The organism is Enterococcus avium (assembly GCF_002891025.1).
Lineage (GTDB): Bacteria > Bacillota > Bacilli > Lactobacillales > Enterococcaceae > Enterococcus_A > Enterococcus_A avium.
In genome coordinates this window covers 697,544-720,302 of sequence record NZ_NBSL01000002.1, presented here as the reverse complement: position 1 = coordinate 720,302, position 22,759 = coordinate 697,544, and the positions used below count along the sequence as shown (strand labels likewise).

The 22,759-nt window shown below is 34.5% G+C and carries 22 protein-coding genes and 4 pseudogenes; 6 read left to right on the top strand and 20 right to left on the bottom strand.

The genetic code is table 11. The features are described 5' to 3' along the window. Positions 1 to 9: 9 nt before the first annotated feature. Positions 10 to 1,416: an IS5 family transposase gene (locus AUF14_RS03680; protein ID WP_102865880.1), complete on the top strand. Its 1,407-nt coding sequence runs from the start codon at positions 10 to 12 to the stop codon at positions 1,414 to 1,416. 32 nt (positions 1,417 to 1,448) lie between these two features. Here AUF14_RS03680 and AUF14_RS03675 read toward each other — a convergent pair whose 3' ends face one another. Beyond that, on the bottom strand, positions 1,449 to 1,664 hold the full coding sequence (locus AUF14_RS03675) for a helix-turn-helix transcriptional regulator (RefSeq protein ID WP_002404111.1): 216 nt from the start codon (positions 1,662 to 1,664) through the stop codon (positions 1,449 to 1,451). A gap of 249 nt (positions 1,665 to 1,913) precedes the next feature. After that, the gene (locus AUF14_RS03670) at positions 1,914 to 3,164 is read right to left on the bottom strand and encodes an IS110 family RNA-guided transposase (RefSeq protein ID WP_028020687.1); all 1,251 of its coding nucleotides are present in this window, start codon (positions 3,162 to 3,164) and stop codon (positions 1,914 to 1,916) included. A gap of 408 nt (positions 3,165 to 3,572) precedes the next feature. Here AUF14_RS03670 and AUF14_RS03665 point away from each other — a divergent pair, with 408 nt between their 5' ends. Further along, positions 3,573 to 3,911 carry a helix-turn-helix domain-containing protein gene (locus AUF14_RS03665; protein WP_016180789.1) on the top strand — a complete coding sequence of 113 codons (339 nt, stop codon included), beginning with the start codon at positions 3,573 to 3,575 and terminating at the stop codon, positions 3,909 to 3,911. A 181-nt stretch (positions 3,912 to 4,092) separates the two neighbouring features. Here the strand turns inward: AUF14_RS03665 and AUF14_RS03660 are convergent, their stop codons facing one another. The 10 genes and pseudogenes from AUF14_RS03660 to AUF14_RS03625 all read right to left on the bottom strand — a co-directional run. Further along, entirely contained in the window at positions 4,093 to 5,340 is a 1,248-nt protein-coding gene (locus tag AUF14_RS03660) for an IS256 family transposase (protein ID WP_060789640.1), read from the bottom strand. Between the two features lie 129 nt (positions 5,341 to 5,469). Then, complete coding sequence (locus AUF14_RS03655) at positions 5,470 to 6,846, bottom strand: ABC transporter permease (protein WP_028020916.1); 1,377 nt, start codon at positions 6,844 to 6,846, stop codon at positions 5,470 to 5,472. Further along, on the bottom strand, positions 6,846 to 7,502 hold the full coding sequence (locus AUF14_RS03650; RefSeq protein WP_060789641.1) for an ABC transporter ATP-binding protein: 657 nt from the start codon (positions 7,500 to 7,502) through the stop codon (positions 6,846 to 6,848). Before AUF14_RS03650 ends, AUF14_RS03655 begins: the two co-directional genes overlap by 1 nt. A gap of 9 nt (positions 7,503 to 7,511) precedes the next feature. Further along, on the bottom strand, positions 7,512 to 8,789 hold the full coding sequence (locus AUF14_RS03645) for an ABC transporter permease (RefSeq protein ID WP_028020918.1): 1,278 nt from the start codon (positions 8,787 to 8,789) through the stop codon (positions 7,512 to 7,514). A gap of 18 nt (positions 8,790 to 8,807) precedes the next feature. Then, entirely contained in the window at positions 8,808 to 9,227 is a 420-nt protein-coding gene (locus AUF14_RS23305) for a 4Fe-4S binding protein (RefSeq protein WP_169794385.1), read from the bottom strand. Next, the gene (locus tag AUF14_RS23300; RefSeq protein WP_249024502.1) at positions 9,220 to 9,393 is read right to left on the bottom strand and encodes a 4Fe-4S binding protein; all 174 of its coding nucleotides are present in this window, start codon (positions 9,391 to 9,393) and stop codon (positions 9,220 to 9,222) included. The genes AUF14_RS23305 and AUF14_RS23300 overlap by 8 nt, the downstream gene beginning before the upstream one ends. 29 nt (positions 9,394 to 9,422) lie before the next feature. Next, positions 9,423 to 9,704: a hypothetical protein gene (locus tag AUF14_RS23295; RefSeq protein WP_028020921.1), complete on the bottom strand. Its 282-nt coding sequence runs from the start codon at positions 9,702 to 9,704 to the stop codon at positions 9,423 to 9,425. Then, complete coding sequence (locus AUF14_RS23060; RefSeq protein ID WP_253254076.1) at positions 9,697 to 9,792, bottom strand: CD1871A family CXXC motif-containing protein; 96 nt, start codon at positions 9,790 to 9,792, stop codon at positions 9,697 to 9,699. The genes AUF14_RS23295 and AUF14_RS23060 overlap by 8 nt, the downstream gene beginning before the upstream one ends. 165 nt (positions 9,793 to 9,957) lie before the next feature. Then, positions 9,958 to 11,120 (bottom strand): IS3-like element ISEfa8 family transposase gene (locus tag AUF14_RS03630; RefSeq protein WP_102865879.1). Its coding sequence is split into 2 segments (ribosomal slippage): positions 9,958 to 10,844 and positions 10,844 to 11,120, totalling 1,164 coding nucleotides; the frame shifts between segments, so codons are not numbered across the junction. A gap of 74 nt (positions 11,121 to 11,194) precedes the next feature. Continuing rightward, positions 11,195 to 11,551, bottom strand: a pseudogene (locus AUF14_RS03625) (TlpA disulfide reductase family protein); the annotation flags it as partial. A 232-nt stretch (positions 11,552 to 11,783) separates the two neighbouring features. On the opposite strand from AUF14_RS03625, the gene AUF14_RS03620 reads away from it, so the two are divergent. Then, complete coding sequence (locus tag AUF14_RS03620; RefSeq protein WP_060789659.1) at positions 11,784 to 13,190, top strand: IS5 family transposase; 1,407 nt, start codon at positions 11,784 to 11,786, stop codon at positions 13,188 to 13,190. 88 nt (positions 13,191 to 13,278) lie between these two features. Here the strand turns inward: AUF14_RS03620 and AUF14_RS03615 are convergent, their stop codons facing one another. Beyond that, positions 13,279 to 13,821 (bottom strand): hypothetical protein, encoded by a 543-nt coding sequence (locus tag AUF14_RS03615; protein ID WP_002298088.1) that lies wholly within the window; start codon positions 13,819 to 13,821, stop codon positions 13,279 to 13,281. A gap of 264 nt (positions 13,822 to 14,085) precedes the next feature. Between AUF14_RS03615 and AUF14_RS22750 the strand changes: the two are divergent. Together AUF14_RS22750 and AUF14_RS03600 are read left to right on the top strand one after the other, a co-directional pair. Continuing rightward, positions 14,086 to 14,481 (top strand): annotated as a pseudogene (locus tag AUF14_RS22750) (plasmid mobilization protein). Further along, positions 14,441 to 14,767 (top strand): annotated as a pseudogene (locus AUF14_RS03600) (relaxase/mobilization nuclease domain-containing protein); the annotation flags it as partial. The pseudogenes AUF14_RS22750 and AUF14_RS03600, both read left to right, overlap by 41 nt. A 588-nt stretch (positions 14,768 to 15,355) precedes the next feature. Here the strand turns inward: AUF14_RS03600 and AUF14_RS03595 are convergent. After that, a protein-coding gene (locus AUF14_RS03595) for an IS3-like element ISEfa8 family transposase (RefSeq protein WP_099434174.1) occupies positions 15,356 to 16,518 on the bottom strand; the annotation gives its coding sequence in 2 pieces (ribosomal slippage) (positions 15,356 to 16,242 and positions 16,242 to 16,518; 1,164 coding nt in all). Positions 16,519 to 16,703: 185 nt separating this feature from the next. On the opposite strand from AUF14_RS03595, the pseudogene AUF14_RS03590 reads away from it, so the two are divergent. After that, positions 16,704 to 17,529: pseudogene (locus AUF14_RS03590) on the top strand (reverse transcriptase domain-containing protein); the annotation flags it as partial. An 84-nt stretch (positions 17,530 to 17,613) separates the two neighbouring features. On the opposite strand, the gene AUF14_RS23055 reads toward AUF14_RS03590, so the two are convergent. From AUF14_RS23055 to AUF14_RS03560, 6 genes are all read right to left on the bottom strand, one after another. Continuing rightward, positions 17,614 to 17,742, bottom strand: a complete 129-nt coding sequence (locus tag AUF14_RS23055) for a hypothetical protein (protein ID WP_255212373.1) — start codon at positions 17,740 to 17,742, stop codon at positions 17,614 to 17,616. A gap of 478 nt (positions 17,743 to 18,220) precedes the next feature. After that, positions 18,221 to 19,363 (bottom strand): site-specific integrase, encoded by a 1,143-nt coding sequence (locus AUF14_RS03580; protein ID WP_060789638.1) that lies wholly within the window; start codon positions 19,361 to 19,363, stop codon positions 18,221 to 18,223. A gap of 304 nt (positions 19,364 to 19,667) precedes the next feature. Then, entirely contained in the window at positions 19,668 to 20,009 is a 342-nt protein-coding gene (locus AUF14_RS03575) for a hypothetical protein (protein WP_127478965.1), read from the bottom strand. A gap of 7 nt (positions 20,010 to 20,016) precedes the next feature. Further along, entirely contained in the window at positions 20,017 to 20,817 is an 801-nt protein-coding gene (locus AUF14_RS03570) for a helix-turn-helix domain-containing protein (protein ID WP_028020886.1), read from the bottom strand. Positions 20,818 to 22,089: 1,272 nt separating this feature from the next. Continuing rightward, positions 22,090 to 22,413 carry a PTS lactose/cellobiose transporter subunit IIA gene (locus tag AUF14_RS03565; RefSeq protein WP_028020948.1) on the bottom strand — a complete coding sequence of 108 codons (324 nt, stop codon included), beginning with the start codon at positions 22,411 to 22,413 and terminating at the stop codon, positions 22,090 to 22,092. 10 nt (positions 22,414 to 22,423) lie between these two features. Beyond that, positions 22,424 to 22,747, bottom strand: coding sequence for a PTS sugar transporter subunit IIB (locus tag AUF14_RS03560; protein ID WP_028020949.1), 324 nt, complete (start codon positions 22,745 to 22,747; stop codon positions 22,424 to 22,426). Positions 22,748 to 22,759: the final 12 nt, after the last annotated feature.

The following is a 22,759-nucleotide window of genomic DNA, read 5'->3' as shown; positions in this document are numbered from 1 at the left end:
GGTTTTTGAATGTATAAACCGCAAATTCACACCCAACTCGCTTTTGAAGATTTTAATCAACCTATCGGTTTAAAAATGAATCCTGAAAATCGCTGGATCAAAAAAGCAGAACGGATTCCTTGGATAGAGTTGGAGAAAGAGTACGCGAAAAACTTTCGAAATAAAAAAGGGAATGTCGCAAAACCGCTGCGCATGGCATTGGGCGCTTTACTCATCCAAAAAGAGTACAGCTACAGTGATGAAGAAACGGTGTTACAAATTCAAGAAAATCCATATCTTCAATTTTTTATCGGGTTACCTGGTTACCAAGATGAACGACCTTTCGATGCCACATCAATGGTCAATTTTCGTAAGCGATTAGACAAGACAACTTTGATTGAGATCAACGAGAAGATTGTCGCTTACAATGAAAAATCGAACCATGACAGCTCAAATGATAACGATGACTCATCATCTGGTACCTTGATTCTTGACGCAACCTGTTCGCCCCAGAATATCAAGTATCCTACGGATACTGAACTTTTAAATGATGCACGAACACATGCCGAAACAATCATTGACACTCTTTGTGCTGAGAACAATTGGAAGAGGCCTCGGATCTATCGTAAAGTAGCACGTAAAGTTTATTTGAACGTCGTTCGACGCAAGAAGAAAGCAAGGAAATGGTTGCGTGCCCAGCTTCGGAAACTTTTAGGATTCTTGAACCGTGATGCGAAAATTATTCGAAAGTTCCTGACCAAGGGCACTACTCTATCTGAAAAGCATCAAACATGGTGGGAAATAATCCAAAAAATCTATGACCAACAAAAGTACATGTACGATCATCGTACCCATTGCGTCTCTGATCGAATCGTCAGCTTTCACCAGCCATGGGTTCGTCCAATTGTGCACGGAAAAGTCAAAGCTGCAACTGAATTTGGAGCGAAATATGATATGAGCATCGATGGAGGAATCGCCCGCATCGAACGAACTAGTTTTGATGCATACAATGAATCAGAAGTACTCGTTTCAGCAATCCGGCGATATTACGACCGGCATGGATATTATCCAGAACGCGTATTAGCTGATAAAATTTATCGTAATCGGCAAAACATTCAATACTGTAAAGCACGAAATATCCGACTTTCTGGACCAGCATTAGGTCGACCAAGAAAGAATGAAAATCGAGATAAATTAACCGAATATCAGGACAACACAGACCGAATTGAGGTAGAGCGTGGCTTCAGCCAATTGAAACGCTGTTTTGGCGCGGCTTTAATTACCACAAAACGTCAAGATACGACTTTATCAAGCATCGTGTTGAGTGTTATCGCAATGAATCTGTCAAAATTGACGGCAGATTTTTTACGCCAATTTTTCAGATGGATATCGAAGATATCTCTCTTAGAACTGAATAATCAATCAATCATCATTTAACCAAAATTTGTCAATTATTCAGTAGGCACTAGTTAACTGTTTACTTTATTAAACACATCAGAAAACAGCTCGTTTATTGGTACACTTAATATCTCAGAAAGCATTTTCATTTGATAGGGTTTAGGAATCGTTCTCCCTGTTTGCCACGAACTTACACATTGCTGTGTAACATTCATTTTTTTAGCTAACTCAGTTTGAGAAAAGCCTTTTTCTTTTCTGTATCGGCTGAGATTACTTACTTTTTTCATGATTCTCCCCTCCTGTTTTATTATATACAACAATACGATGTATTTAAACTCATAAAATATATAAAAACTTCAAATATCATTACAAATACAACAACTTGTTGTACTCTACTGAGAGTCTAATGGTAATAAGTCAAGATAAAAATTGAGAATATTCTTATTGAGTAACCTGTTTTTAAGCGCACTTAACTAAACCCGACCAAAATCAAATTTTTTTCGGGTCATTCAAGGATTTGCGTAAATAACAAATTGTTATTTATCTATCACGCTCCTTGGTGGCGTGTAGAGTTGATGGTTACGTAGTAGCGTATCCACCAGACGCGTAAATTTTCTTGCGGTTAAGACGAGTGCTCGTTTGTGTTGATGCTTTGGAACCTCTTTACATTTACTTTGATAAAAAGCTTTATATTCAGGAAGATAATTTCTTACAGAGTTGGCAGCTTCAACTAAGTAGTAACGAAAATAGCGATTCCCTTGTTTTGTCAGAGGTGTGTTTTGAGATTGGTAATTTCCGGATTGTTTGACTTTCCAACTTAAACCTGCGTATTTTGCCAATTTTGTTTGATCCTCAAAACGTTCGATTTGTCCAATTTCAGCGATCAAGCCAGCGGCATATACTTTCCCAACGCCTGGAATACTGGTTAAGCATTGGTATTCTGGAATGACGACAACTAGTTGTTCAATTGCTTTATCTAAGTCTTTGATGTTCTTTTCAAGTGCACGTATTTCGCGTACAAGAACACTTAAAACAACATTGATGGATTCTTGTGCAAGATAACCTAAACGATAACTCATGGTAATTGCACGTTGAATTGCTTTGGCAATTTTCTTGGGCTCTTTAAAGCGCCCCCTTCCTTTTTCTTGGAGTAAGTCACAGAATGCTTCCAAAGGAAGCTCAGCTAACTCATCTAGGGTGAAGTCTTCTGTCATAAGAGAAATGACAGTGGCACTAAACAGACTTGTCGATTCGTCTCGCATTTCTCGGGCTAATGTATTGCATTTGTACGTTAGGTTTTCCAGGAAGTGTTGTTTTGTACGAGTTAATTGTTTAATGATCTGATAGCGCGTACGGGTTAATCTCTGTAAGGCCATGTACTTCTCTTCTTTGATAGAGGAAGTTGTGAACCGTTGTATACGCAAGAAATCAGCAATTCTTAACGCGTCGTTTCGATCGGTCTTATCCTCATCAAACATGCGACTGAATTGTTTCACCCGAAAAGGATTTTCAATTGTCACAAGTGTATTGAGTTTTTTTAGCTCCGCATCTTCATGGAAAAACATTGAAGGGTGGAAGCTGTACATGGATGTCGATTCCATACCAATCACGATTTGATCGAAGTGATAGTTTTCATTGAACTCAAGAATCATTTCTCGTGTTAATGACGCACCTTCAATATCATTGGCAATAGAAATTTCAGACAAGATAGACAGTTGATCGTCGTCTGTTAGGAAACAAATATCTAATTTTTCAGAACTAACGTCAATACCGACAAATAATTTCATGGAATAAGGACCTCCTTTCAATATAAATTTTGGAAAATGCTTCGATACTGTGGGATTCCCCAGAACCTCACTGTGTAGCCACAACCTCGCCTAATAGAATACGGTGATAACAGAGCTAGAAGCTGCCTTCCAAACTACTATATGAAAGTCTAGTCCATTATCGAAACAGCTAATGAGTTGGTAGTGATAACAGTGGTTCGGGTAACAGACTTAACAAGGTAGACAAAGCTACAGGGGGTGATAGCAAATTCCCGCTGGATCCTTTCCATACATCCATTGTACTCTGAGAAATCACACAATAACGAAACAAATTCCGTTAGGAATGTGTTATTCAATAAATTTTATGGTTCAGAAACATTTTGATTAAAAAGTATTAGACAAAAATTATTTTACGAGGGGGGTGTATTAATGAAACAGAAACAATATGCAAAGGTCATTAGAGAAAAGCGAAAAGCACTCGGGTGGACACAAAAAGAATTAGCTAAAAAAATCTTCTCTACACAACAGGCAGTAGCAAGATGGGAAAATTCTGTAACAGAACCTAACCTCGATAGCTTAACAGCTCTTTCTAGAGCCCTAGGAACTCCTGTAAGCCATTTTCTAGACAATGTTGTCGTAGGTAGATATGAGGAAGAGTTTTTAGCTCTCTATCGCTCTCTTAGCACTGAAGACGCAGTTCGAACAATTGACTATATGAAGCTATTAAAAAGGCAAGAAAATGAACGCAATCAGTTATTGAAAGATTGAAAAATAAATAACCCACCGAACTTTAACGGTGGGTGTATTGAGATAAGATTAAGAGCTATGGGGGTTGTCAACTAAACTGTGGAAGTTAAATATCTAGAAGTTTAAAACACAAAATTCTTTTGGTCATTTTTTACATCAGATAAATCCCGATTGGAAGCATAGTTGAATAAGCCTAACGTTGTTACGGAAGGTAAATGACATACTTTTCAATTCTAGAGGAGAATGTCTCGTTGACCATTAACTGATTCAGCACCATAGCCCAGTTTCGAATTCGCCCACCCGCCCACTTCGTGTGTAATTCTTTCGTACGTAAATAAAGTAATTTTAAGAGCGCATTCTCATTAGAGAACGCTCCCTTTTTTGTGACTTTTCTGAAGCTAGAGTGAATACTTTCAACTGCATTAGTAGTGTACATGATTTTTCTAATGGCGCTGCCATAATCAAAGAGTTGTTCAACATGAGAAAAGTTTCGTTTGCATACATCTACTGCACCAGAATATTGAGACCAACGATTTTGAAAACTGTTGAAGGCAGCGTGTGCAGCGTTTAAAGAAGAAGCACTGTAGAATTTTTTCATGTCTCGACAGACTTCCTTATAATCCTTACTTGGGAGGTATCCTAACGCATTTCGAACAAGATGAACAATACAGCGCTGCACAATGACAGAAGGAAAAATTGCTTTTGCGCCTTCTTTGAGACCGGAAACACCGTCCATCGAAATGAAAAAAACATCTTCTACACCACGTACTTTCAATTCGTCGAAGACTTGCATCCAGCGATTTTTAGATTCTGTTTGATTGAGCCATAGGCCTAAAATCTCCTTGTTTCCTTTAAGATCATAGCCAAGAATGGTGTACACAGCATATTCTTTATCTTCATAGTTTTCGCGTAAAGTGACATACATACAATCAACGAATAGAAATGCATAACACTTGGCTAATGGCCGAGCTTGCCATTCTTCCAATTCAGGAAGGACGGCATCCGTGATATCAGAAATCATTTCGTGGGAAATATCAAAGCCGTAAATATCTTCAACGGTTGCGGCGATATCGCATTGACTCATTCCTCGTGCATACATGGAAAGAACCTTACCTTCGATGTCGGAGACATCTCGTTTTCTCTTAGGAATCAACTCAGGTTCAAAAGAAGCCTCCCGGTCTCTGGGAACATCAATGTTTACTTTACCAAAGCTCGTTTTAAGCGTCTTATTGCCATAACCGTTTCGTCGATTGTCATGTTTCTTTGGCTCTTTAGAATGGGCGTCATACCCTAAATGGTTATTCAATTCTCCTTGAAGCATTTTTTCAAATAAGGGACCAAACACATCTTTTAAAACATCTTGCATATCCTCTACAGATTCGGGTTGATAAGTATTCAAAATGGATTCAGCTAACTTCTCAGCATCAGGATTTCTTTTCTTTCTAGCCATCGTGTAATCACCTCTTGATCTTATTTTAGAAAAATAAAAACCGTGAAGCAACCACCCGCCTAGGATTGATGGTTACTTACACGGTTTATATTACACTCTCATTTTTGGTGCTAAAAAGCACCGAAAATTTTAATTATTGTCAATTAATAATTCTTTTGGATTCCTTCTTAATATATTGAATGAAGAAATAATCAATGATACAAGAAGTACTAAACTCATAAATATAACTACATAAATCATGAATTTAGGTAATACATTGATATCTAAACTTGATAATGTCTTGTTAAATCCTTCAGCTTCTGCCCCACCACCTAATTGGCTAGATGCAGATTGTTTAGCTATTTGTTTAGCTATATCACCAGTAACCTTATTCAATATATTATTCCCAAGCTTGTCAGCTGTATATTGAGCTAAGAAATAAGAACCAACGAATGCGGGGATTGATATAAATACCATCTCAATTAGGAATTGACCAAAAATTTCTAATTTTGATATACCTAATGATAGTAATACTGCTATTTCTTTCTTTCTAGCATTCATCCATAATAATAATAATAATGAAACTACAACTCCTGCAAATATTAATGAGCCAAAAAATAATTTATTTGAAATTGAGTAAATACCTGATATAGATTGTTGTAATGCAGGGTAATTTGATGAACTTTTAATCAAATTATATTCTCTCCAATTTATATCTAATTTCCCAAGATCTTTTATTACACTATCAAGATTCTTATCACCTTTTACAAAGAATGTTGCATCTTGGTATACAGCTGTATCTTCGGTATTACCATAAACTTTAGCAGCTGTATGAACATCAGTGATTAATGTATTTTCGTATAGTTCTTGTGCTGCACTTACTCCACCACTATTATGCCCATCGAATAGACCTTTAATTTCTACTTCTACTGTTTCATCTGCACCTTTCTCATTATCGGCATCAAATAAATTAGATTTTATTTTTATCTTATCTCCAACTTTAAGATTATTTTTTTCAGCTAAATCTTTATGCATTAAGATTTTATTTTTATCTTCATTTTCTAAATGCTTTCCTTCTACTAATTTATATGCTTCTGATACAAATTTTGTTTCTTTTGTTGAGTCGTTAACCCCAGTTAACATAACTGTTCTTTTAAAATTCTTTGCTCTTTCAGGTGATTGATTCGCAAGAGTCTCTTGAGTTTCAATAATATCATAATCAACTAAATCTGCAACACTGTTTATTCTTTTTACATAGGAGTCTATACTATCTGTTTGAGATATCTTTTTAATATCTTCACCTTTTACATTTCCCCCACCTCTAGGTGTTCCTGGATTTACTTGTCTATTTATCTCCATAGAAAAACTATTTGTTATATTAGCAAATGTTTCTTTTGAAGCTCTGTCCGTAGCATCTTTAATAGATAAACTAATGAGACTTAAAGTTGACATAGATAAAATAACTAATATAATAATTAATGATTTTAAACTTTTTCTAGTTACATAAGCAAATGCATTTTTTATCATTATTCAACCTCCAAATTCATTTTATTTACTTTTTCCAACTTTTTACCACTTAGTTCTAAAATGATATCCGCAGAATCTGCTACTTCCTTACTATGTGTTACAACTATTACACATTTATTTCTATCTTTAGCTAATGTCTTTAATATATTAATTATTTCTCCAGCAGTAACACTGTCTAGATTACCAGTAGGCTCATCAGCTAGTATTATTGGAGCATCTGATACCAATGCTCTAGCAATAGCTACTCTTTGTTGCTGTCCACCAGATAATTTCATAACATTTCTTTTTATTTGTTTTTTATCTAAACCTAGTTCAAACAAGATACTTTCATCTGCTGATTTATTTACTAATCTAATATTTTCAATTGGTGATAAATAATCTATTAAATTATAGTTTTGAAATACTAAAGATATATTATTTTTTCTATGATTACTATATCTTTTATTTTGTATATCTTCATTCTTAAACAATATTTTTCCTATTTGAGGTTTATCAAGTCCAGCAAGTAAGGAAAGAAGTGTAGATTTTCCTGTTCCTGACTTTCCTACTATCGCATAAAACTTCCCAAGTTCAAATTTCTGATTTACTCCTGACAAAACTTTTTCTTTAGAATTTGCATAACTATATGCTACATTCTTTATTTCTAATATATCCATTATTTTCTCCTAACTTATTTTTGATAAGATTTCTTTAGGCTTCTTGATTAACATTAATGAAGAAGCAAATACAACTGATAAAACAATAATACTTATTAATATTAAATAACTTTGTCCAAGCGTTGTTATATTTGACATAAAACTACTATTATTTATTAAACTTCCACCGGAAATCATTGAATCCTCTGAGTTAATGAATCCATCTACAATTACTTTTAGTAATACATTTCCTAAAAATAAGGAAGATATTATACTTGGTATCGATATGAATATTAACTCAAATATAAATTGCATTATAATTTGTATCTTAGATGTTCCAATAGATAAAAATATACCTATTTCATAAATTCTTTCCCTTAACCATAGAATCAAGATTAATGAAAGAACAACCATCCCACCTAACATAATAGAATAAGTCATTACTTTTATTATATATTTTATTCCACTCACTGACTCTAAAGACTCTTCAAACGCATTAGAATCTTTTTCAACAAAATATTTTGACTCATCAATTTTAAGCTCTTTCAATTTGTTTAAGGCTAAGTCTGTAGATTCTGCACTACCAGAATACATTAAAATTTTATTTGCAATTTCATTATTTTCTGAATTGTTTAATATCTCTTGGCTTGTTGGATAATCTACAAACACCATATTTTCACTAAAATCAGAAGATAATCCTGTATATGTTTCCTGTTTTTTACCAGAAAAGATCCCTATAATTTTAAATTTATGACTTTTTATTTTTCCACTTTTTTCAATATCTAGTAATTCAAGATCAACTACATCACCTAATTTTAGATTGTTTTGTTTAGCAAATTCTTCATGAACAATAATTGAATTCTTATCATTTTCTTCTATATTTTTACCTTCTTTAATTGTAAATACTCCACTACTAAATAAAATATTTCTTTTAGTATTATTTGTAGCTTCGAGTGAAACAACATTCTTAAATTCGTCAGATAAATCTTCTCTATTTATTCTTTGTTCTCCGCTAACTACTTTAGCATCTTTTAGTTTTGCTAATCCATCATATTGAATTATTTTTTCTTCAATTTCTTTTAATTTTTCAATATCTTTAAATTGATTAACATTAAAATATTTACCATCTTTTTTTGTTATTGATATTGAAGAATTAGAACTTTCATATAAAGCCTTTTCTATTTCATTGCTTGATTTCATTATTGTTAAACAAGAATACAAGCAAGAAAGAACTATAGTTAATATGATAAAAATTATTAAAGTTCTATTTTTCTTTCTTGTAATATATGCTATAGCATTTTTTATCACTTTCCTAACTACTCCTCTCTATTTTCTTACTCCATAACTAATTGCATCCACTGGACAAGCATTTTTACATCGTCCACATCTGATACACTCCAGATGATTGCAATTCTCAACTGAATCTTTATTCATTTGGCAAACTTTTTTACATTTTCCACAATTAATACACTTATCCTTATCCAATCTATATCTAAATATTGAAATAGGGTTAAAAATTGAGTAAATAGCTCCAAGTGGACATATATATTTACAAAAAGGTCTATATATAATTATAGAAAGTAACAAAGTAACTATTAGAATGATTCCTTTCCAATAATACAAGAAACCTATCGCACTTCTCATACTTTTATTTAATAAAATAAGTGGTAATCCTCCTTCCAGCATACCAATCGGACAATTAAGTTTACAAAAATACGGAGAACCCTGACCTAAAATATCAACCAAAAATAAAGGGAATATTAATGAAAAATACAAGTAATATTATGTATTTCAATTTTCTCAAATGTTTATCAAACTTAAATATTTCAACTTTTTTAAAAAAGGGAATCTTGTGTAGCAAATCTTGAATCAATCCAAATGGACACAGCCATCCACAAACAAATCTTCCCACCAATGCTCCTATAAAAAACAAAATCCCAACTATATAATAAAATAACTAATCTTATATTTTGAATTTCCAATTACTGCCTGTAGTGATCCTATTGGGCAAGAACCTTTTGCTCCCGGGCATGAATAACAATTTATACCCGGAACACAAATTTTCTTTAAATTCCCCCCGTAGATTTTACCAGTCTTAAACCCTTCAAAGTAAGAATTAGTAATTAAAAACCAAACGGATTGAAATAAATGCCTAAAACGATCTCTTATTTTATATTTATCTTTTTTTGTACTACCATTTATAATATTTTTAATTCTATCCAATTCCAATACACTCCATACAAATTCTTATCGCCTTATCCAAGACAACTTTAGTTTCTCCATTACTATCAACAAAGAAAGTCTCTGGCATAGCCTGTATACCATTCAATCTACCATTAAAGTTTGTTGGAATGGCAACACTTTTTTTGACAAAAATTATAAGGTGTTGTGAATGCTGCGGTGTTATGGCTCCGATTGCCCTTGACAATGAGCATCCTCGGATCTGATTTTCTCCGGCAGAAGCACAATCATTCAATTACGCTGCCTCTCCAGAGGTATCAGATCCGCGCTCATTATCAAGGATTCGCTTCGCCAATCTCTGTTGTCGAATTTGGATCGGTGTTTCATACGCCAACGTGCCATGTAAGCGTAGATAGTTCCACCAATGCACATAATCAAACAATTCTAGACGTAGCTGTGCCAGTGTCTCAAATTGGTATTGATGCACGAATTCTACTTTGACAGATTTATAGGTTGATTCCGCAACGGCATTATCATACGGACAACCCTTCCTACTCAATGAACGAGTAATTCCAAAACCATTCAGAATCTCATGAATGGTTTGGTTATCAAATTCCTTTCCACGGTCTGTATGAAAAAGCTTGACGTCTGTTAAAGAATACGGTATCCGTCCAAAGGCTTCTTTTACCAATGAGGCATCTTTCTTCTCACCACAGGAATAACCAATAATTTCTCGATTAAACAAATCAAGTATTAAGCAGATATAATGCCACTTTTTCCCCACGCGAACATAAGTAAGATCCGTAACGATGGCTTCCAATGGCTGTTCTTGTGTAAAGGTCCGATCTAATACATTCGCTGTTTTCGCTTCATTACAAGCTGTTCGTTGCCCTTTAAAATGAGCGATCGTATAGGTAGATGTCAATCCGCGGCGTTTCATGATTCGACCGATTCGGCGCCGACTGAGTTGAAGCCCACGCTTTGCTAAACACTTCTTCAATTTTCGGGTACCGTAAGCCTTTCGGTTTCGAATAAACTCTTCCTGAACGATCTCTTCTAAGTCGGACTCATTTTCGATCGGTTTCGCTTGATAATAGTAGGTTTGACGAGAAATATTTAGAATTTTGCACATCGCTGATATGGAATATTTATGCTTGTTGGTATCAATTACTTGTCTTTTCGTCCGAATATCAGCGCCGCTTGCTTTAAAATATCATTCTCCATTTCGAGTTGCTTATTTTTCTTTCTTAGTGCGATCAATTCTGCTTGTTCTGGTGTTAAGTTGTCTCTTTCTTTGAATGAGCCCGTTGATTGTGCTTGCTTCATCCATTTATCGAAAGAAGAAGGCGTAAGCTCATACTCTCGAATAATTTCTGCGCGAGGCTTACCAGCGAGATAGAGATCGACGATTTGTTGTTTGAATTCTTTTGAATAGGTTCTTCGTTGACGTCTTGACATGAAAAATCCTCCAGTGTGTTTTTTATTATTCTACACACCTTATTTTTTCTGTCTAGTCTAGTGTAGCCGATTCATGTCTTATCTGGCATTAAGAAAGGATATGAAGCCTTTGTCTTTTCATGTATTACCTTTGACTTTTCAATTGCTTCCTTGTTTTCACCGTTATCATCAACAGGATCTGTAACAACTCCAACGATATTTACACCCTTGCTTTTCATTTCATTCTGAACCTCAACCAAATCAGGAATTTCCTTTACACAAGCTGTACACCAAGTTGCAAATACATTTACCATAGTAAGATCATACTTCTCAAAATCTTTACTTGTAAAATCCTTGCCATTTATGTCCTTTGTTGATAGTTTACGTAAATCTTTAACCGATTCTTTGTTAAATGCTTCTGTATTTTCTAAATCAGTTTTTTCTGATAGCACAAAACCATTTTTAGGACGTTCTTTTTTATCTATAATTTGAATCTCAGTTCTTTTTAATTCATCCAGAAGATTACTTTCAGCTCCGCTATTTGTGCTTAAATAATGTCTGCCGATCATTTCTAAAACCTTAACTTACCAGCAACACCCGCTGATATCTGATAAAATTAATGCAGGCCTTTTTTCAGTAATATGCTGAAAACCGTGCACTCTTACCCTTTTTGGAGGTTTTTGAATGTATAAACCGCAAATTCACACCCAACTCGCTTTTGAAGATTTTAATCAACCTATCGGTTTAAAAATGAATCCTGAAAATCGCTGGATCAAAAAAGCAGAACGGATTCCTTGGATAGAGTTGGAGAAAGAGTACGCGAAAAACTTTCGAAATAAAAAAGGGAATGTCGCAAAACCGCTGCGCATGGCATTGGGCGCTTTACTCATCCAAAAAGAGTACAGCTACAGTGATGAAGAAACGGTGTTACAAATTCAAGAAAATCCATATCTTCAATTTTTTATCGGGTTACCTGGTTACCAAGATGAACGACCTTTCGATGCCACATCAATGGTCAATTTTCGTAAGCGATTAGACAAGACAACTTTGATTGAGATCAACGAGAAGATTGTCGCTTACAATGAAAAATCGAACCATGACAGCTCAAATGATAACGATGACTCATCATCTGGTACCTTGATTCTTGACGCAACCTGTTCGCCCCAGAATATCAAGTATCCTACGGATACTGAACTTTTAAATGATGCACGAACACATGCCGAAACAATCATTGACACTCTTTGTGCTGAGAACAATTGGAAGAGGCCTCGGATCTATCGTAAAGTAGCACGTAAAGTTTATTTGAACGTCGTTCGACGCAAGAAGAAAGCAAGGAAATGGTTGCGTGCCCAGCTTCGGAAACTTTTAGGATTCTTGAACCGTGATGCGAAAATTATTCGAAAGTTCCTGACCAAGGGCACTACTCTATCTGAAAAGCATCAAACATGGTGGGAAATAATCCAAAAAATCTATGACCAACAAAAGTACATGTACGATCATCGTACCCATTGCGTCTCTGATCGAATCGTCAGCTTTCACCAGCCATGGGTTCGTCCAATTGTGCGCGGAAAAGTCAAAGCTGCAACTGAATTTGGAGCGAAATATGATATGAGCATCGATGGAGGAATCGCCCCCATCGAACGAACTAGTTTTGATGCATACAATGAATCAGAAGTACTCGTTTCAGCAATCCGGCGATATTACGACCGGCATGGATATTATCCAGAACGCGTATTAGCTGATAAAATTTATCGTAATCGGCAAAACATTCAATACTGTAAAGCACGAAATATCCGACTTTCTGGACCAGCATTAGGTCGACCAAGAAAGAATGAAAATCGAGATAAATTAACCGAATATCAGGACAACACAGACCGAATTGAGGTAGAGCGTGGCTTCAGCCAATTGAAACGCTGTTTTGGCGCGGCTTTAATTACCACAAAACGTCAAGATACGACTTTATCAAGCATCGTGTTGAGTGTTATCGCAATGAATCTGTCAAAATTGACGGCAGATTTTTTACGCCAATTTTTCAGATGGATATCGAAGATATCTCTCTTAGAACTGAATAATCAATCAATCATCATTTAACCAAAATTTGTCAATTATTCAGTAGGCACTAAATAGCAATCGTATTTTCCATCACTTGAAACTCCTATTTTAGTATGAGTATCACATTCTATAATTTTAGATTTTTTTCTTCTGATGTATTTTTTTCAAATATACCAATAGTCCCAATTCTTTCAAGCTCATTTTGCCAATTTTTATATCCATCGCCCATCTTTTCTATAACTGCATTCTTTTGTTCTTCTGTCATTTTTTCAAATGTCAAAATAGCATACTTTAGTTCTTTATCTATAGGACTTTGATCATCTAACATCGCTATCTTTTTATCAGCTATATAATTTCTAAATTTGTCTGAGAGTTTAAATTTAAGCCCTAAATATTCATAAACATATTCTTTCTTTGCCTCCAATGTATAATCTGATGGCTTAAAAGTTTCATTTTTGCCATTTGCATTAATTGACATGCCTTCCTCTTCAGAACTTATGGATTGTCCTTCTTTTATTTTATTGTTTTCATTACTTTTTTGACACCCAACTGCGCTTAAGCTCAAACATAATGCAAGTAATAGGCATGCTCCTCTTGGTACTATTTTTTCATAAATTATTCCTCCTTTATTTTTTACACAATAGCATTTTATAGCTACTTTCAATAACATTCTACACACCTTTTATGAAACGTTGATGAAATATAATTTTTTATTTTTCCAAACTATGGTATAACAATATAAGTATTATGCTTAAAGTTGTTCTTACACGATTAGTATATGATCGATTAGTATATGAGCAAGCACAGTAAGTGTACGGACACTTACGAAAAAATTGATGAAGCAGCCCTTTGGGATCTGCTTCTTTTTTTATCAATTTTTAACTTGTTAGGGTGTACCCTAAGACCCAGAAATACATTCAAAGGAGGATTACCTATAGCAAATAGAATACGAAATGAAAGGCTTGAAATTAAATTAACAGAAGAAGAAAAGGCTCTTTTTGAGGAGAAAAGAAAACTTGCGAAATGTAAAAATATGAGCCATTTCATCCGCAAGTGTGTTTTAGAAAAAGAAATATATTAAGTGGATTTAGAGCCGTTTAGAGATTTACAGGGTTTCCTTTCCAATGCTACCAGCAACATAAATCAGATTGCAAAGCGTGTGAATTCCACCGGCATAATCTATAAGGACGATATAAATGATATGAAAAAGCAGATTGAATATTTCTCAAAAGAGTTGTGGCAAATACATTCTCTGCTTCTTAACAGAACTTCCGGAGTGATTAAATTTTATGGCTATTACAAAAATACATCCTATAAAATCAACCTTTAATCTTGCCATTTCATATATTATTAATGGAGAAAAAACAGATGAGCAAATCTTAGTAAGCACTCATAAATGCCATCAGGAAACTGCTCATATCCAATTTTCAAGAACACGAAATGATGCCGGAACAAACGGAACCGTTCTTGCAAGACATCTTATTCAATCCTTTTTACCCGGAGAAGCAAGTCCTGAAACGGCACATCAAATCGGTCTTGAACTTTGTAAAAAGATATTAAAGGACGAATACGAATTTGTCTTATCTACCCACATAGATAAAGGGCATATCCACAACGTGCGCCCAGATAGGGTATTAAGTAAAGTAGATTAAGGTACTACTCTGTACGATAACACAGAAGACAGCAACCTAACTGAAAGGCGAAAGCTGATACAGGAACATAGCACGGTTGGAAAGCGGTAAGTTACCTAAAGACAACTTGGTACGACTGAACTGCAATGTCAATCAGATACGAGGTATAAATTGGGTTTATTGAACGCAAGTTTCTAATTTCGGTTATGTGTCGATGAAGGAAAGTGTCTGAAACCTTCAGTACAGAATCAGATAAATTATGGTTGTGAATTTATCTGTTATCATTCATTCTGTACAATCTGTAGGGGAACCTATGGAAACGAAAGCGATGCCGACAATCTGAACTAACCTATACTTAATATTAACTGGGGATACCCTAAACAAGAACGCCAAAAGAAAGGAGGCAAAAGGCTATAGCTAGTAGAGCTTGAATATCTTACAAGGTGGAATGGCAACACTTTTTTTGACAAAAATTATAAGGTGTTGTGAATGCTGCGGTGTTATGGCTCCGATTGCCCTTGACAATGAGCATCCTCGGATCTGATTTTCTCCGGCAGAAGCACAATCATTCAATTACGCTGCCTCTCCAGAGGTATCAGATCCGCGCTCATTATCAAGGATTCGCTTCGCCAATCTCTGTTGTCGAATTTGGATCGGTGTTTCATACGCCAACGTGCCATGTAAGCGTAGATAGTTCCACCAATGCACATAATCAAACAATTCTAGACGTAGCTGTGCCAGTGTCTCAAATTGGTATTGATGCACGAATTCTACTTTGACAGATTTATAGGTTGATTCCGCAACGGCATTATCATACGGACAACCCTTCCTACTCAATGAACGAGTAATTCCAAAACCATTCAGAATCTCATGAATGGTTTGGTTATCAAATTCCTTTCCCCGGTCTGTATGAAAAAGCTTGACGTCTGTTAAAGAATACGGTATCCGTCCAAAGGCTTCTTTTACCAATGAGGCATCTTTCTTCTCACCACAGGAATAACCAATAATTTCTCGATTAAACAAATCAAGTATTAAGCAGATATAATGCCACTTTTTCCCCACGCGAACATAAGTAAGATCCGTAACGATGGCTTCCAATGGCTGTTCTTGTGTAAAGGTCCGATCTAATACATTCGCTGTTTTCGCTTCATTACAAGCTGTTCGTTGCCCTTTAAAATGAGCGATCGTATAGGTAGATGTCAATCCGCGGCGTTTCATGATTCGACCGATTCGGCGCCGACTGAGTTGAAGCCCACGCTTTGCTAAACACTTCTTCAATTTTCGGGTACCGTAAGCCTTTCGGTTTCGAATAAACTCTTCCTGAACGATCTCTTCTAAGTCGGACTCATTTTCGATCGGTTTCGCTTGATAATAGTAGGTTTGACGAGAAATATTTAGAATTTTGCACATCGCTGATATGGAATATTTATGCTTGTTGGCATCAATTACTTGTCTTTTCGTCCGAATATCAGCGCCGCTTGCTTTAAAATATCATTCTCCATTTCGAGTTGCTTATTTTTCTTTCTTAGTGCGATCAATTCTGCTTGTTCTGGTGTTAAGTTGTCTCTTTCTTTGAATGAGCCCGTTGATTGTGCTTGCTTCATCCATTTATCGAAAGAAGAAGGCGTAAGCTCATACTCTCGAATAATTTCTGCGCGAGGCTTACCAGCGAGATAGAGATCGACGATTTGTTGTTTGAATTCTTTTGAATAGGTTCTTCGTTGACGTCTTGACATGAAAAATCCTCCCGTGTGTTTTTTATTATTCTACACACCTTATTTTTTCTGTCTAGTCTAGTGTAGCCGATTCAAGGGTACGGAGTGCTCGTAGTAGTCTGAGAAGGATAACGACCTTTACATGGCGAAGGGGCACAGTTATTGTGTACTAAAATTTAAAATTGATTAGGGAGGAAAACCTCAAAATGAAACCAACAATGGCAATTTTAGAAAGAATCAGTAAAAATTCACAAAAAAATAAAGACGAAGTTTTTACAAGACTTTATCGTTATCTTTTACGTCCAGATATTTATTACGTGGCTTATCAAAATTTATACGCCAATAAAGGAGCTGCCACAAAAGGAGTGCTAGATGATACAGCAGATGGTTTTAGTGAAGAAAAAATCAAAAAAATTATTCAATCTCTATCTAAAAGAAGAAACCTATCATCCTCAACCTGTACGAAGAATGTATATTGAAAAAAAGAATTCCAAAAAACAGAGACCTTTAGGGATTCCAACATTCACAGATAAATTGATTCAAGAAGCAGTGAGACTAATTCTTGAATCTATCTATGAACCGGTATTCGAAGATGTCTCCCATGGTTTTAGACCTCAACGAAGCTACCATACCGCTTTGAAAACAATCAAAAGAGAGTTTGGTGGTGCAAGATGGTTTGTGGAGGGAGATATAAAAGGATGTTTCGATAATATAGACCATGGCACACTAATAGGATTAATCAATCTCAAAATCAAAGATATGAAAATGAGTAAGCTGATTTATAAATTCCTAAAGGCAGGTTATCTAGAAAATTGGCAATATCATAAAACGTATAGTGGAACACCTCAAGGTGGAATTTTATCTCCTCTTTTGGCAAACATTTATCTTCATGAATTGGATAAATTTGTTTTACAACTCAAAAAGAAATTTGACCAAGAAAGTCCAGAAAGAATAACTCCTGAATATCGAGAACTTCATAATAAAATAAAAAGAATCTCTCACCGCCTCAAGAAATTGGAAGGCTTAGAAAAAAATTGTCTGTCCAACATAATATAGGTCAATACGAGCATGAACAGATTAATGAACCAAACTGTATAAATGCTACTGACAGACCATCTAATGACCAATCGCTCCAACCCCTGCGGAAGCGATATTATGCGGTAATAAAAAGAAATTCAAGGCTAAAGAGATAATTGCTAATCCGAAAGAAATTTTGAATAGATATACGACTTTATTAATGACCATCACCTTCTTTTTAATAGTGCTCCAATCGTATCATTGCAATTATTAAAATGATGGTCATTTTTTTCAGTAAGCTATGAAATTTTTATTGCCAGTAGTTAGTAAATTCAAGCTTTTGAAGAAATAGATAATTATTCGATTAATCCGCTAAGACATTTTTACTTGGTATATCCTGTGATGCTTTTCTTATTTTTATGTAATTAATTAAATATAGCTAAATTTTCAAGTTGGAGCTTCTTCTTTTTCAATCAAGAATTAGACTCATCTACTTGCCCGTTCCAACTATATGAACATATAAAAAGGCGAAGGATCACTGATCCAACGCCTCATAACTTTAATCGTAGTTCAAAAAAGCTATTTCTTCTTAGGTTCATCCTCATCCATTTTCGATACCGACAGCTAGCTTATAACCCCAGGTATATCAACATAAAAAAATAAAAATAGGCTGTGACAGCAGCGTGACAGCAAAAAAGGTGGAAAGTTAAATATCAAACCTCGTAATTTCATTTGCGAGTGCTTGATTTGTTTCTGGATATAAGTGTCCATATTTGTCCAAAGTAGTTTTAATAGAGGCATGACCTAGACGCTTAGATATTGCATAGATATTTTTATTATGTTCAATTAAAAAGGCAACGTGCGAGTGTCTTAATCCATGCATATGAATTGGTTTTACTCCTGCAATTTCAGCTAGTTTTTTTATCCTACTTAAAATAGTTCTTGGAGATGGCGGTAATCCATCAAAAGAAAAAACCAATTCTATATTTTTCCCAATTGATTGTTGAGTTTTTTTCCATGTTTTTAAATCTTCAACGGTTTGTCTGTCTAACGAAATTATTCGAATACTTGATGTATTTTTTGTTTCAGCAAATTCGTAATCTTGTCTTGTACGGATGTAAATTGACTTATTTACGCTACATCTACCATTTATTAAGTCAAAGTCTTTCCATTGTAACGCTAAAAGCTCCTCACTCCTTACACCTGTAACAAAAATAAAACGCATCAAACGTTTATAAAATTCTTCATAAAAATCCCCGTGATAAACACTATTATATACTTTCTTAAATTCATCAACTGTCCAAAATTCTACTTGAGGACGCTGAGTTTTTATTTTACCTATAGTATCTACAGGATTTTCTTCAATAATTTCAAGTACAATTACCCTTTTAAAAACTACTCTCAACTTATTGAATATCTGTTTAATATAATTTGGTGATAATGGTTGCTCAATGCCTTTTTTTACAACATGGATTTTCGATAAAAACTGTTGAAATTCTTGTATATGAATTGGTCGAATCTTTACAACGTGCATTTCTCCAAAAAAATCCAATGCACGTTGTAAAATATGATCTGTTTTCATATATGTTTTTTCTACAGTTCCCAACTTATACCAAGGAAAAAAATACTCTCGATAAAAATCATGAAACGTTATTCCTTGCAGATAAATTCCTTGAGAATCTGAAAATGTCTTTTTCAATTCTTCCAGAGCTTCCTTCGCTTCACGTTGTGTTTTAAATCCTCTTCTTGTCGGTTGAATTCTTTTCCCAAAACGATCATATCCTAAAGTAACACTAAAATACCAAGTCCCTCTCTTTTTGTCTTTATATATATTTGAAACTCTCTTCATCAGTATTAATCCTCCCAAGAAATGTTCAAAACTTTGGAATGGCAACACTTTTTATGCCGAGCTTCACAGAAGTATCATTATACTTTCAAAAGTCATTGCATCATTTTAGCTTATATTTGATATCAATTAGTTTTCTCGCTCTTTCACTTGTCATGGCGCTAATTATATCTTGGCTCACTTTTGAAAGTTTTCGTACCTGACAAATACTATTTAATTTTCAAAGGTCAATGTTTCTTTATTATCGAAGTAAATTCACTTACTTCTGGAAACACCCTAATTAAGATGCTTCAAAAAATGAATGACGCTACTTTAAACGATATTGCCAATATCCACGATAGGCTCTTTCCACATTTATCCTTGAACCCTTGATAATTTTTTGCATAATATTGTTTGAGAAGTTTGACCGAGTCAAGGTAAAACCTCTCTCAACCAATGCTTCATATAGTTGCTTTGTAGACATGGGACAACCACTTCCTTTTAATAGTGCAGCAATAGTTAATGCGAGTGATTGATAATCATGACCTCTGAATTTGCTTTGTTTTGAGAAATAGTACTGTTGATTTTGTATGTCTATACCATAAATGGGTTTCACCTCTCTAGAAACTCTTGAATTTTCATCAAAACCATTTTCTAACGTCCGTTTCAACAGAGCATTATAAATTTTCGTTAATCTTTGAAACTCGTTTAAAACGGATTGAATTTGTTGGTATGTATATTCGTCGTTTTCTTTTTCCACGTTTATCACTTTGCAACTCCCTTCTTTTATCTAATAGTGAAATACCTTCGTTTCTTCGATACATTGTTGAAAAACTCTTACTACTTTTGAATCCCATTCTCTCACTGATTTCTTGAATAGTCAGAGATGTATCCGCCAATAGTCTTTCCGCTTCCCAACATTGCATTTTCCTAAAAAGTCGCATAGCCGTTGTTCCAGCGTGCTTATGGCACAAACGATTCAGACTAGATTCACTTAAATGTATCACTTTGCAAAAGTCAGAAATTCTTAACGGGCTAGTAATGTTTTCTTCCATAAATTTTAGCAATAACACGAAATAATGATTGGCAATCAAACTAGCTGAATTTAACTTTATGATTTGATCAACGAGAGAGTAAATCACCTTGTCTACTGAGTAAGTGAACTTTCCGTGAAGATAATAACTAAAAAGTAATTGCGTAATCTGTTGTAGCTCTTTCGTCACTCTCAATGGTATTGATTGTTCCCTTTGGTCCCAGAAATGAAAGGTCGAATTTAAATAAATTTCTAGTACACTACTTTCTTTATCAAATTCTGCAAATTCTCTCGTACCGTTTTTCTGCAATAGGAAGGTAAGGGAAGTATTTCTTCTGTTTAATAAGCGTCGTTGTAAAATGACAATAGAGAAGCCAGAGAGAATAGGAGTACAATTATTTGAATCTTTTAGAGTATAAAAATTTACCGATTGAATTAGTATCATCCATCTCTCCTCCTTGCTCCTTTATTCAGTTTTATCATCTTTGAAAATGAACAAACAGATGCATTACCAACATTGACAGAATCAAAAACCTGTTTGATTGTTCCAATAACCATTTATTTAATTTTTTTTAAGCTGCATTACAATTTATGAAATACAAAAAAGCGATGAACAAAAAATGCACCGCCTATCAACCATCTTTTATTTAATTTCATTTTTATAAACAAAGTTTAATCACGAAAATGTATTTCTATTTCCTTAATAACTGTTTCCATAATTTTTTCAATCTCTTTTTGAGAAAATTGATTGTGCTCACCGTGAACAGTGTGTTTCATTCGAAAGCTACAGTCGCAAATTCCATTAGCGTTTTCTTGTTAATGATAAAGTTTTCCATGGAGGAAAAGATTCAATTTGATTCTATTATGACTGACACTGCTAATTTCACTATCGGTATACCCTTCAATTTTTTCTTCTAGAACTGAACAGAACTTCATTTCTAATATATGATTTTTAGTTATATATTTCACCTTCATCAATCCTATCCATAATTTTTAGTACTAACGCTCTAGTAACTCATCAAAGTAGTTTGGGTTGGATAATGGTTATGTGAAATGCGTATTTACTCTACAAAATAAATCAAAATTCAGAAATTGAAAGTTGTAGTTCTAATCTATCCGTTGCTTTGACCAAGCACATAGGAATCTCGCCTCCCCCCAGTGATGGCGGGCCAATTTGATTACGGAAACATCATTATCAAGAATTCGTTGTTTTATCAAATCCCTATAGCTAGCTTTCTACTGGTTATGGCCATGACGTGAATTAGATAGTTAAACGAATACTAATGTGCCGATAGATATTTTATTCAATTTTCAATGAGCGATAGTTTTTTCAATTTATGAGAATTCCGTAGGTACGCCTTTTACGAAACTTTCATATAATGAAAAACACAAAAGAGAAAAAATTCGAACTAACGTTTTACATCAAAAGTTATAGTTTTTTCGATTGATCCAATTCTCAAACTCCTGTGCTACAACTTGATTGATATTTTTTTGAAGAAATTAAGAAAACTTACCAAAATAGGTGCATAGACAAATTTGCCTATGCACCTAGATATAGATAATTATTTTTCCATACTCTTCCAAAAATTTTTGATTTTTTTGTTTTATTAAATATACACGATAACTTTATTAACAATCTAAGAAATTAATTCAGGTAATACCGTTAAGTGAATTACCTGAATTAGTCAGACCACTTCATGCAAGCTATTTCCTGCCATTAGTCAACTATTTCCTGTAAATGTTCATAAATATTAATAATCTCTTTTGCCAAGTCAGTAAATGCAATCCCCGTCATTAAATGATCTTGACTATGAACCATCAATAAAGATACTTTAATATGGTTTCCTTGTGCTTCTTCTGTGAGCAATCCGGTTTGTGAATGATGCGCTTTAATTAAAGCTTCGTCAGCAGCCTTAATTTTTTCATCCGCTAATTTAAAGGAACCAGCTTTAGCGGCTTCAATTGCTTCCATAGCACTACTTTTCGCCTCACCACCATACATGATTAATTCCATAATAGTCTGTAAAGAATAGTCATCCATTTTTTACCACCTACTTATTCGCAATTAATTCTTCGGCTGTAGTTAAAACTTTTTCACCGTTCATCCTACCATAATCGGACATATCAATAACATCAACTGGAATACCTCTATCTGCTAATTTTTTCTCAAATTGAGATTTCATGTATCGTACTTGTGGCCCTAATAAAAGAACATCAACACTTTTTTCAGATAAATTACTATCAGCTTCGGAAGCTGATACTGCAAAGATATCTGCCTCCAATTCTCGTTTTTTTGCAGCCTCTTGCATCTTAGACACAAGTAGACTAGTACTCATGCCTGCTGAACAGACCAACATAATAGTTTTTTTTACCATTTTTCTCTCCTC